Annotated in this window: 13 protein-coding genes and 1 other RNA gene; 8 read left to right on the forward strand and 6 right to left on the reverse strand. The window is 40.8% G+C overall.

Annotated features, from left to right (window positions below; all coding sequences use genetic code 11):
• Window positions 1–4: 4 nt before the first annotated feature.
• The 6 genes from K333_RS0101920 to ssrA form a co-directional block, all read right to left on the reverse strand.
• On the reverse strand, window positions 5–256 hold the full coding sequence (locus K333_RS0101920) for a hypothetical protein (protein ID WP_024989150.1): 252 nt from the start codon (window positions 254–256) through the stop codon (window positions 5–7).
• A gap of 12 nt (window positions 257–268) precedes the next feature.
• Entirely contained in the window at window positions 269–886 is a 618-nt protein-coding gene (locus K333_RS0101925; RefSeq protein WP_024989149.1) for a hypothetical protein, read from the reverse strand.
• A 461-nt stretch (window positions 887–1,347) separates the two neighbouring features.
• Entirely contained in the window at window positions 1,348–2,040 is a 693-nt protein-coding gene (locus tag K333_RS0101935; RefSeq protein ID WP_024989148.1) for an LrgB family protein, read from the reverse strand.
• Entirely contained in the window at window positions 2,037–2,396 is a 360-nt protein-coding gene (locus K333_RS0101940) for a CidA/LrgA family protein (RefSeq protein ID WP_024989147.1), read from the reverse strand. The genes K333_RS0101935 and K333_RS0101940 overlap by 4 nt, the downstream gene beginning before the upstream one ends.
• Before the next feature lie 31 nt (window positions 2,397–2,427).
• On the reverse strand, window positions 2,428–3,006 hold the full coding sequence (locus K333_RS0101945) for a cytidylate kinase-like family protein (protein WP_024989146.1): 579 nt from the start codon (window positions 3,004–3,006) through the stop codon (window positions 2,428–2,430).
• A gap of 262 nt (window positions 3,007–3,268) precedes the next feature.
• Window positions 3,269–3,668, reverse strand: a transfer-messenger RNA (tmRNA) gene (gene ssrA / locus K333_RS12840).
• A gap of 173 nt (window positions 3,669–3,841) precedes the next feature.
• Here ssrA and K333_RS0101950 point away from each other — a divergent pair.
• The 8 genes from K333_RS0101950 to K333_RS0101985 are packed head-to-tail and all read left to right on the forward strand — an operon-like array spanning window position 3,842 to window position 12,489.
• Window positions 3,842–4,513, forward strand: a complete 672-nt coding sequence (locus K333_RS0101950; protein WP_024989145.1) for a hypothetical protein — start codon at window positions 3,842–3,844, stop codon at window positions 4,511–4,513.
• 45 nt (window positions 4,514–4,558) lie between these two features.
• Window positions 4,559–5,347, forward strand: coding sequence for a polysaccharide biosynthesis/export family protein (locus tag K333_RS0101955; protein ID WP_024989144.1), 789 nt, complete (start codon window positions 4,559–4,561; stop codon window positions 5,345–5,347).
• 8 nt (window positions 5,348–5,355) lie between these two features.
• A complete protein-coding gene (locus K333_RS0101960; protein ID WP_024989143.1) occupies window positions 5,356–7,629 on the forward strand; it encodes a GumC family protein in 2,274 nt (757 codons plus the stop codon).
• Window positions 7,610–8,911, forward strand: coding sequence for an oligosaccharide flippase family protein (locus K333_RS0101965; RefSeq protein WP_024989142.1), 1,302 nt, complete (start codon window positions 7,610–7,612; stop codon window positions 8,909–8,911). Before K333_RS0101960 ends, K333_RS0101965 begins: the two co-directional genes overlap by 20 nt.
• Window positions 8,898–10,037, forward strand: coding sequence for an O-antigen ligase family protein (locus tag K333_RS11710; RefSeq protein WP_051230833.1), 1,140 nt, complete (start codon window positions 8,898–8,900; stop codon window positions 10,035–10,037). Before K333_RS0101965 ends, K333_RS11710 begins: the two co-directional genes overlap by 14 nt.
• Window positions 10,034–10,792: a glycosyltransferase family 2 protein gene (locus K333_RS0101975; RefSeq protein ID WP_024989140.1), complete on the forward strand. Its 759-nt coding sequence runs from the start codon at window positions 10,034–10,036 to the stop codon at window positions 10,790–10,792. Before K333_RS11710 ends, K333_RS0101975 begins: the two co-directional genes overlap by 4 nt.
• Window positions 10,789–11,658, forward strand: coding sequence for an alpha-1,2-fucosyltransferase (locus K333_RS0101980; RefSeq protein WP_024989139.1), 870 nt, complete (start codon window positions 10,789–10,791; stop codon window positions 11,656–11,658). The genes K333_RS0101975 and K333_RS0101980 overlap by 4 nt, the downstream gene beginning before the upstream one ends.
• Window positions 11,659–11,670: 12 nt before the next feature.
• A complete protein-coding gene (locus K333_RS0101985) occupies window positions 11,671–12,489 on the forward strand; it encodes a glycosyltransferase (protein WP_024989138.1) in 819 nt (272 codons plus the stop codon).
• Window positions 12,490–12,514: the final 25 nt, after the last annotated feature.

Consider the following 12,514-nt stretch of genomic DNA (forward strand, 5'->3'; position numbering starts at 1 on the left):
AAAATCACAACAGTTGCATGGCTTTCTGATATTCCTCTGAGATTATCAGTTCCAAGTTTAGGTGATGAATTTCACAGAGTTTCAGCAAAGCTGAGTTGTGCGGAGCAAGGATTCGATAGAGACGAAGACCTTTCAGCACATTCCGTCTATAAGCCTCAGGATTACTGTTCTTTATGGCTCGATAGTCATCAAATGATACCTGGAATCCTGCCTTTAGGGCTTTCCTTATTTCTTCTTCAATCTTTGAGTCGGTCATTATACTATACTATTATTTTTTCTTTTTGCTTTTAGGCATGATATCGCGCAAACTCCGATTGTCTTTAATTTGCTTTTCCAGATATCTTATCTTCATCCTAAACATAATCATCTGTCCTTTATCATCACTATCGAGACCGATACTATTGGCCAGTACATCGATAAAGATTATACGATTGGTAGACTGTCTGGCATGGCCGTTGGCAAGTGGTTCCATCTCCAGCCATTTCGAGTTGGCACTCTTGAGACAGGTAAAGAGAAAGCACTCCAGTGCTTTAGGTTTGGTGGTAAGGAATGCTTTCTTCATATCGTTTACATCTTCGATATTGAGGATGTATCCCGCTCTGGAAAGAAATTTAATATCATAGACAAATTGTTCCTTGTCGCTCATGAAGTCGATGAGACTTTGCGACACACCTGCTGCACGATGATTGTATTCATCGATATACTGATAGAGCATGCCACAGGCTTTCTTCATCGAGAAGAGTAAAATCTTGTCTAATTCGTCCTTGCTAACGACGCCCTGTTCGAAATAGTCGGAAACTATATCGACAAATTGTTTAAACGCATTTTGATTCTTTAGGAAACTATCGGAAGGAAGGTTTCCTAATACATGGGGTATCGTATTCATCCAAAAATAATCTAATATATACTTTGAGTTCTTTCAGCGTGCAAAAATACTAAAAAAATATGGGAAACCCGCAAGAAAAATCTTACTTTTTCATCAAATACTGTATAATAACGTGGCATACGAAAAAGGGGGACTGTCTCTCGACTGGCCCCCGTTCACAATTACTCAAGTTTTAAATTTACTTTTCTATCGATTAATAAGAACTCTTTCTATTCTTTCGGATGCAAATATACAAAACTTTGTTGAAACCAACAAAACATATCGGCAATCAAAAGTCGAAATTAGTTCTTTTATTCATATACGTTTTTTCATTTTTTATCCACACATTTTCACACAACTTCTATTTTTCCTTTATCTTTAGTATATAAGAACAGGAGAAAAACTTGCAACCGTATTACAAATTTTGAAGTTTTCATTTTAACTTTCATTAACCACAAATATTTTCCTCAACAAGTTACTTTTCACAGAAACCAGGAAAATACCGTAGCACCAAGTACTGTCATGATACCACTTACTACGATGGACAATCCGCTCATGGCGCCTTCAACCTGTCCCATTTCCATAGCACGGGCCGTACCAATGGCATGGGATGCACTACCTATGGCGACACCCTTGGCAATAGGTTCTTCTATATGCAAGAATTCTAATACTCTGTCGGCGATCACATTTCCGATAACACCGGTAAGCACAATGACAACGACTGTTACTGATACGTATCCACCTAACTCCTGAGAGACGCCCATACCGATGGCGGTCGTAATAGACTTAGGAAGGAAAGTTACGTATGATGCATGATCGAACCCAAACAATAAGGCTAAGATAAGTATCGTGATCATCGAACTAATCACTCCGGATAATATTCCGGCCAATACTGCCTTATAGTTTTTCTTCAATAGTTCTACCTGTTGATATAATGGAACTGCCAGACAGATCGTTGCTGGAGTAAGCATATAGCTGATAATATCTGCTCCTTCACTATAGGTTTGATAAGGAAGTCCTGTAACCAAGAGGAATGCGATAATCAAAACAATAGAAACCAATAGTGGATTGAGGATGCTCCAACCCGTCTTTCGTTTCAACAACATACCAATGGCATAGGCTCCGATACTGAGCAGGACACCCAGAAATACTGAATTCTGCAATAAGTCTTTCATTCGGCTGCCTCCTTTCCGCGACGAATCACATATTGGGTCACGAGTCCGGCAACAGACATCACTACTACTGTACTTATTATCGTAATGGCGAGATACTGGAATATTGAGCCCTTGATGGCTTCCCAAGAGTCAATAAGTCCTACTGCTGAAGGGATAAACATCACAGGCATCACAGCGATGAGGAACATACTGACTTCTCGGATATCTTTCACCTTGATCCATTTCATCTCCAATACTCCGAACAACAAGATAATACCATAGATGCTGGCGGGTACCGGAACCGGTATGAAATGATGGAGTACTTCCCCGATAAATGCGAATATGATAATAATAAGTAGTTGTATAATATATTTCATTTTGCTATCCTTCTTTTTACCCTTCTTTTAATTATTTAATGTTCAATGCTTTGATATATCCTTCTATGATCGATGCCGTATGCGAGGAATCCAACCGACAGTTGTCCAGACAGATGTCGTAATCGGCAGCATTTCCCCAAGTCAGACCTGTATAGTATTTATGATAACTGATACGACAATCGTCTATATAGTCAACAAACTCTTGTGCTTCGGTCTTCTTCATATTTTTCTCTTGCATGATATCCAGCACCCTGGCATCCACGTTACCCTTAAGGAATACAGATACCAGATCTTTTCGATTCCTAAAGATATAATTTCCGCATCGTCCTATGATGATGCAATCCCTATCTCCGATCATATCCGAGAGCATTTTAATAGGTTTCTCATGCAGACTGATGTTTGCTTCTGCATATCCTTCTGATATCGCGAACATCAGATTGTCTACAGGACGCTCCTCGAAGAAGTCATCCATTTCCTGCAAGATGCCCTTTTCTTCGGCCATATCCATCAAACTCTTTCTCGTATAGAGAGGTATGCCATAATGTTCTGCAAGTATCTCGCCCACATGGATTGCACCGCAACCACATTGGCGCGCTATTGTAATTATCATACTTTATTTTTTATCGTTAAAAAAACGAGTGCAAAGGTAGTCATAATTTACCTAATAAATGCGAGAAAGACGCTTTTATATCTTCCGTACCCGTAATTTATTGATATATATCTAATCGCTAAATAGAAAGGAAATCGCAAGATGACCTTTGGATTAGCTGATAGAAGATGCTTACGAGCAAAAAGTAAAGTGCCTTAACTTCATGAAGTTAAGGCACTTTACAGATTCCTAATTGTTTTTTTGACTTTGTCTGAAAAGATGGTCGTGGAGCTGGCGGGAGTCGAACCCGCGTCCAAACAGGGAAACCATACGCTTTCTACACGTTTATTCCAGCCTTCGGTTTTCGTGTATCGGCAAGACCTGGACCACCAACCGATACCTTATCCTCTAAAATTTCATCAGACGAGCGAGGCATCGCCAGACTATTTCCGATTTAACCTGCACCACTATATCTTTAGATTCGGAACAACATCCTCGGAGCGGTGTCTCGTCCTATCACCTTGTGACAGGATTAAGCCAGTAATCTACTGTACTTCGATTAGGCAGCGAGAGCGTAATTGTTTTCGCCAATTAATTTTTGATCACTCAGATTAAGGAGCTAGCCATCGAGGCTCCGCGTGCTTACGTACCATTTCATCCCGCTGTCAAATCCAAACAACCCCTGAAATGTACTTTTCTGCTGCAAAGATAAATCAATTTACAGTAATAGCAAAATAAAAATGGAAGTTTTTGTTCGTTTTCGCACATATTATATATATGATTGCCATTTTTATGCTACCTTTGCATCGTCTACGGCTCTCGTGACATCACGGGACATGATTCATACTAAGTTTTTATGAGACATAATAAGAATGTACAATCTATAGGTGGTAAGACTTGCTACGTCTATCATGAGGATGAACCTCGGTTCGTTCTCCTGCAACCGGTGGACAGTCATGATGTGACGGAACTCGACCATGAGGTGGAACATATTGAGCAACTGACGGACAAGTCGTTTACACTTGTGGCTTTCAAGATAGAAAAATGGAATGCGGAACTTACACCTTGGCCTGCCCCACCGGTATTCGGAAAGATTCCTTTCGGTGATGGCGGTCCGCAAACACTCGACTATATCATCGAGAATATCATCCCTGTGTTCTGTCTCCCTGACACGAAGATCATCCTCGGAGGATATTCCCTTGCCGGATTCTTCTCGATATGGGCGGCTTTCCAGAGTGATATATTCTATGGTACGGTATCGGCATCACCATCGATATGGTATCCTAACTGGATAAAATACTCTGAGGAGCATGACCCTTTGGTAAAGCATATTTATCTGAGTTTAGGAGACAAAGAGGAACATACCAAGAGTGTGGCCATGAAACAGGTGGCTGTATGTATGCGTCGGGAATACGAGATCTTGCAAGACAAGGGGATAAACAGTATTCTGGAATGGAATCCCGGCAACCATTTTCAAGACAATGGATTGAGAACTGCAAAGGGATTTGCATGGGTTATGGGACAATAATTTAGGATAAAACGAGTTTTCTCTAAAACAATATTAAGATTCATCATGAAGAAATCATATCATATCATTATACTTTTACTTTCTTTTGTTTTTCTTTCCTGTGAAACGCCAAAGAACTTCAATTATATGCAAGACCTCTATGATGGTACTACCATACAAACCTCGAACAACGGAATGATCAGACTACAGAAAGGTGATGAGATATCTATCATCGTCAAGAGTAAAATTCCGGAGTTCAACTATCTCTTCAATGGTAACCTGAACACGAACATCAGTTCGGGAAGTCCTTCGGGCAACCAGTACATTACAGGATATACTATCGACTCTGATGGCAATATCGATTTCCCGATCTTGGGAAAGATACATCTCTCGGGACTAACCCGAGAGGAAACCGAAGGAATCATCAAGGAAAAACTAGTGAATACGGGAATGGCTAAGGATGTCACCGTCAACGTGGGATACAAGAATCTTTCGTATACTGTTCTAGGTGAGGTAACCCTTTCGGGCATAAAGAAGATCACCAAGGATGAGACAAATATCTTTGAAGCCCTGGGACAATCTGGTGACGTAACCTTATTCGGAAAGAGGGACAGCATCGTCGTACTACGCGATGTGGATGGAATGAAGAAAACTTATATGCTTAATCTAGCTTCCGGGAAAGACCTTCTTCGTTCTGATGCCTTTTATATCCACCAGAATGACGTGATATATGTGAAAGCGAACAATTACAGGGCACGACAATCTACGGCCAACGGTAATACGTCACGAAATGTTTCGGTATGGCTTTCCGTTGCTTCTGTCCTCACCACGATTGCCGTTCTCTTCTTTAAATAAAATGTGCCATGGATTTTCAAGATTACGAAAAATTAGTTGAAAATAAAGAAAGACATATTACGTTGAAAAGAATCCTTGACGAATGCAGAAATCATTGGATAGGATGTGCTATATTCTTTGTCTGTACAATAGCTGTCGCTATTCTGTTTCTCCTGATAGTAACCCCGAAATATGAAAGGGATGCTGAGGTTCTCATCAAGGACGAGGATAACAACAGCAGTAGTCTGTTGAGCTCTGCTGTCGCATCAAACTTAGGTGTGTTCTCGAATTTGGGAATGTTCCATATCTCTTCGAACGTGAACAATGAAATCAGAATTCTACAGGCGATGTCAACCTTAGAAGAATTGGTAAAAAGACTTGACCTAAACACTTCGTATCAAATTCAACATGGTCTGTTCTATCAGGAGGTATGCGACAAGAACTTACCAATAAAGGTTTCCTTCGCCAACATCGATGACTCGTCGAAGGGACAGGTTATCGTGAAACTCAACAAGAATGGTGAGGTTACGCTAAGTGACTTCAAAAAGGAGAAAACAGACTATGATGATGAGGTCAAGGGAAAGATAAATTCTGTGATTCATACGCCTATCGGTTCCGTTTGCATCACGCCGACAAGGTATTTCCCTAAGGCTTTCAGCGATCAGGAGGAAATCACGGTAAAGGTAAAGAAAGAAAGGGTGTACGATACTGCTGACAATATATCGAAGGTCATCAAGATAGAAAATTCTGATGACCAGACCTCTGTCATAGAACTCTCTTACCAGGATATCACAGCCAAACGGGCTGAACGGGTTATCAACACGCTCATCAGCATATACAAAGAGAAGCATTTCAAAGAGAAGATGACTTCTATGCAATCGTCGGCAAAATTCGTTAACGACAGAATCTCGGATATTGAGAAGACGCTCTCTGGACTTGACAATCATATCATGGACTTCAAGAGTGACAACATGATACTGGACTATGCTGGGAACGCGAAAATGTATCTGGAAACTTCGTTGGTGGAAAACGAGATGGCTGCAAAACTGAACAACCAGTTGTATATGCTCCAGAATATGAGTAACCTTGCTAAGGGGGCTAACAACTATCAGCCGTTGCCGGGCAATTTGTTGCCTGACAACGAGAACGTGGCGAAGCAGATCATCAACTATAACGAGCTCTTGATGAAGAGAAATAATATGCTTCAGAATAGTAGCGAGAAGAATCCGCTCGTAGAGGAACTCACGCGCCAAGTAAATGCGATGAGAAAGGCACTTGCCACCTCTCTCGACCACGCCGTGGCACAGGCAAAGTTGCAAGCAAAGAATATGCAACAAACTAAGAATTCGACAAATAGTGAGATCGCCTCTGCTCCACAGAAGGTCAAGAAGATTCTTCCTATCGAAAGACAGCAGAAGGTTATCGAACAGTTGTATATTTTCTTGTTGCAGAAAAAGGAGGAGATAGAACTCTCCAACTTGTTTGTCTCTGACAACGCTAGGGTTATCTCTCAGCCTACGGGTAAGTTTAAACCTGTATTCCCTAAGAAGATCAGAACGATGGCTGCCGCCGTACTCTTCGGTATGCTGTTTCCTTTTATCTTCTTCTTCATCAAACTATACCTCAGTAAGACAATTAGAAGAAAAGAGGATATCTTCGGCACGAGTCTGCATCTCTGTGCTGAACTTCCAGAAGAGCATGACGCCAACTACGATGATGCGATCCGTATGTTAAGGAATCGGATGACGAAAGACAAGGAGGATGACGGAAGTTATAATCTTCTGATCTGTCCTGCTCACGAAGATTCGGGAGCAACACATACTGCCTTAAACTTGGCAAAATCTCTTAGCAGACTTCCCAAGATGAGGACTTTGCTGATAGATGCTGACACCAGAGGCTATTCTTTAACGTCTATATATGGTGCTCAACATGAGGGATTAACAGATCTATTACAAAACGAGGATGCCGCCAACCAAGATTCTTACATCATACAGATGCAAGAAGGGTTGTACTTTATGCCACTCGGAACAGAAAGAAGTCATGCTATCGACATCTTATTATCACCTTATGGCAAATCACTCATGAGCGAATTGTCTAAGGTATACGACTTCATCGTCATCGACGCACCTTCTCTATTGCATTATTCTGATGTTGAGATATTCGCTGAATCCTGTCAGCATTCCTTGTTGGTAATCAGAAGTGGAATGGCAAATATCAATGACATCAGAAATATCGAGAAACTGGAGAACGACGGCTTTATAAAGAATGTCCAACTCATCTTAAATGGCGGGAATAATAGATAATCTTAGAAAGCATGATGTTGCCAACAGATTAGTCCATGGGGCTTTCTGGACGTTCACGGGTACAGCTATAGGAAAATTTTGTTTCTTCCTGTCTGGTATCTTATGCGCCCGTATCTTGGGGAAAGACATATTCGGTGAACTCGGTATCATCCGTTCTACCATTGGTATGTTCATAGTCCTGGGTGCCACGGGAATTGGAGTAACGGCTACAAAATTCATTTCGCAATATCGCAAGGATTGTCCTGACCATGCAGCCTCTGTCTATCGGCTCTCCAACAGATTCTCGCTCGTCATCGGACTCGGTATCGTAATCTTGCTCTTGCTGTTCTCCCACCTGATTGCAGAAAAAATTCTCGGTAGACCGGACTTGGATACTATCATTCAATATGGCAGTGTCATGTTGTTCGTATCGATACTGAACGGAATTGAGAATGGTACGTTGATGGGACTGGAGGACTTCAGAAGTATTGCCATCAACACACTCTGGGGAGGTATCGCTGAGGCTGTCCTCATGGTTGCCGGTGCTTATTATTTTCACCTATCCGGTGCCATTATAGGATTCGGTTTAGGCATCACCTTACTTTATATTCTTAACTTCTTCTCTGTCCGAAGGTCATTCGCAAGAAACCATATCGACATCAAAAAAGGACGCATCCGAAAAGAAGATTGGAAATTGTTATATACGTACAGCATTCCCGCAACGCTTTCGGCCATCATGGTGACGCCGGCTTTCTTCGTCATCCGAACCCTACTCGTGAGGAGCAATGGATTCGGAGAACTTGCCATCTTTGAAGCTGCTGACCAATGGAAAGTTATCTTACTTTTCATCCCTGGAGCCATCAGTCAGATTGTGTTACCTATACTCGCCAGCATTACCAGCAACAAGGAGTTCAAGAACACCCTACTTACCAACATTATCGGGATATCCTGTATATCTCTTCTCTTTGCCATCTTCACGTTTTTGGCAAGTAACATGATCATGGACTTTTATGGCAATGGATTTGAAGATACCACTCCCCTTGTTCTGTTAGGGTTCTCTACGGTATTCTCTTCCGTCTCCAATGTCATCGAGATGTCTGTATATAGTAAAGACAAGATATGGACCAGTTTCTTATTGAATTTGATATGGGCTATCGTCTTGATTCTGTCTACATATTATTTACTTCAGATGGGGTATGGAGCCTCAGCGCCGGCCTTGGCAGTATTCATCTCGTATGTTGCCAAAACTCTCATGATATGGATATATATAAAAACGATATTGAAGACTTATGATCATCAGTAATAGTATAAAATATTATATCTTCGCAATATCCCTCATTCTGTTCCAGTTTGCGGGATATACGCCCTATACGCTACCTCTGCTCGCTCTGGCTGCCATACTTCTGTTCTCTGTGGATACCTTTATCTATCAGATAAGAACAATACCTGTATTTTCATTATTCTTGGGCATTTCTCTCCTTATCGGTATTGCCAACGTGATATTCCGGGATACGACAAGTAAATCAATCATGATGTGGGGACAATTCTACTTTTTCGCATTCTTCTTTATGGGTACCCAACATAAGACTGAACTCATCTCCATCATCAAGGCTGTTGTCTATCTCATCTTTATCGCAGATATCCTTTCCAACATATTATTGGCGATGGGGTTCTCGCTACCTTGGACAGCATTTCCACCTATACGTCCGGGAGAGTTCTTACCGAGATTTCCTGGTGTAAAGAACAACACGCTCTATTCCGGAAGTATATCATTCTTGGCGATATGCTGTTTCTTACACGAAGACATCAAGAACAAATGGATCAAGAGATTCATCATGGCAAGTATGCTGATCAATCTACTTCTTGCAGGTTCGTTCAGATATTACATCATATTATTGGCAGTATTCCTACTTTACAAATATCAGTTCTTCAAACATCCAAGACTATTGAAATCGCTCTATTTTCTGTTGGTCATCGCTGTCGTCGTCATGACAGCGCTCACGGTAGATATTAGTCAGAGCAACGAGTTAAGATGGGCGCTTTGGGAAAGAACCGTCGGTTTGATCCTACAGAGTCCGTTGACAGGGATTGGTTTCTTCTTCCAAACCTTAAAAGATAACACGATATTCACCTTCCACAATTTGGCAATGGCCGGAGTAACGGAATCTACGATATTGCTCATCGCTTTATGCTTCGGAATTCCGGTGATGCTCTTGTTCCTCTATGCGATATACAAGACGCTTACCTATTATTCTACCTATAAGGAGTATTCTATAGAATTGGGACTGTTCCTTGGGTTATCGCTCGACTTATTTTGGGGCGGTAGTCTCGACAACTGTATCTCGTTATCTATTCTGTTATTGAGTCTGGGACTAATCAACTATCATGGATATATTGTAACACAAGCCGGCAAATATATTAAGAAATGAATAACTTCTGTATCATCATACCGACCTATAATAACTTGCTCCTAACAAAGGAAGCAATAGACTCCGTTCGTTGTCAGAGTGTACAGGACTTCAACATCATCATTACTGATGACTCTACGAATGATGATATACGAGATTATGTTGACTCCATCAGCGACCAGAGAATCAGATATTATGCGAACAAACCTTCTCTCGGAGCCGTAAGGAATTGGAATAAGGGGTTGGAATTTGCTGATGGGAAATATGTCATCCTTCTTCATCATGATGAGAAGATGATGGGTGAAAAATATCTGGAGGAACTTCTGTCTGACTTCAGAAAAGGTTATTCGATCATTATCTCTCGAGTAATCGTACAGGATTCTAAAGGCGTAAGGAGACGATACGTTAACAAACTGACGAACTTCTTCGCATCACATCCTCGTCTTCTCTTTGTCTGCAATACCATAGGACCATGTTCTGCCATTGCATTCGAACACGAGAAGATGAAGATGTTCGATACGAGATTACATTGGCTCGTTGACGTTGACTGGTATTATCATCTGCTGAATGGTCAGAATATCTATTATGACCGACATATCCATATCATCTCACAACATGGGCATGCAGACCAGATATCTATGAATATCGATCGGGAAGCTATGATAAAACAAGATTGTGAAATTCTAAATGCTAAATACAATAATTTGTTCAGATACGAATTACTGGCATACCAATTGATACAATATTTCAAGGAAATCATTAAACGACTCGTATGAAAATCGTTAAGATATTAGGTGGATTAGGCAATCAAATGTTCCAGTTTGCATTTGCTCTTGCTCTGAAAAAGAAACATCCTGAGGAAAGGGTGCTTCTCGACTTGAGATGTGCTAGGAATTATCATAAGCATCATGGGTATGAGATTTCTTCTGTCTTCCACACCAACCTTCCTACAGCTTCATGGTCGGAGATTTTACCTCTTGCTTACCCTTACCCTAATTATAATTGTTGGAGAATAGGAGTTAGATTGCTACCCAAAAGGAAAGATACAATCATTGAGGATTTGTCTATGACTTTATTGTCTGACATCACGGAGATTGAACAAAGTAAGTATTATGATGGATATTGGCAACATGAAGAGTATTTCAATGGCATCAAGGATGAAATCATAAAGGCGTTTACTTTTCCTGCCTATCACAATAAAAGGAATCTGGAACTCAGCAAAACGATTCAAACTTGCAACTCGGTTTCTATCCATATCCGACGAGGAGACTATCTGAAAAGTAACATGTACAGGGATATCTGCAACATCGATTATTATAAACAGGCTATCCTGACAATTGAGGAAATGGTACACCCTGACTTATATTGTATATTCTCTGACGATATGGAATGGTGCAAACAGGAAATCGTTCCATTACTCAATAAGCATTCTGTCTTAGTAGACTGGAACAAGAATGGTGATAGCTATAATGATATGCATCTCATGTCTGAATGCAAGCATAACATCATCGCTAATTCTTCTTTTTCGTGGTGGGGAGCCTGGCTGAATAAAAACAGAGATAAGGTCATCATCGCGCCAAAGAAATGGAACAATATTAAGAATTATCAATCACCTGTTTGTAAAGATTGGATTACCCGATAAGTATTTTACACAATGAAATTCTCTGTTCTTATATCTGTATATTTCAAAGAGACTCCCACACATTTATCTGAATGCTTGGAAAGCCTCATCCATCAAACTGTAAAAGCCGACGAGATTATACTGGTGGAAGATGGGAAACTGAACGATGGTTTATATGATGTCATCAACAGGTTCTCTGAGAAATTTCATACTCTTAAGATTGTTTCGTACGAAGAAAATATGGGATTAGGATATGCCCTTCAACATGGTCTGCAACATTGTTCGCACGAACTGGTGGCCCGAATGGATGCCGACGACATCTGCTATCCCGAAAGATTCGAAAAGGAACTCGACATTCTTCTGTCGCATCCTGAGATTACTGTCGTTAGTTCATGGATGTCTACCTTCTCGAAAGATATCTTTCATATCGAGAACATCAAGATGGTTCCGGAATTCGATCATGACATCAAACGATATGCCATATCGAGGAATCCTGTCAACCATCCGGCATGCATGTTTAGGAAGTCTAAAGTTCTGGAAGCAGGTAACTACAAACCCTTCTACCTTCTCGAAGACTACTATCTATGGATTAGAATGATTAACAAAGGCTACATCTTTTATAATATCCAAGAGCCATTAGTATATTTCAGACAATCCAACGACACCTTCGAACGCCGTGGCGGTATAAGATATATACAGTCTGACATTAGATTGCAAACCTATGCATTCCGGAGTGGATTTATCAACATCCGACAATATATCAGAAATCTGGGTATCAGAGTCTTCGTCAGATTGGTACCGAACAAGATTAGGAAATATCTCTATCTGTTTTTTTTAAGAGACAGACAATAAAAGAGCCGTCACTTACGTTTATAAT

This window comes from Segatella albensis DSM 11370 = JCM 12258 (genome assembly GCF_000426565.1).
GTDB lineage: Bacteria > Bacteroidota > Bacteroidia > Bacteroidales > Bacteroidaceae > Prevotella > Prevotella albensis.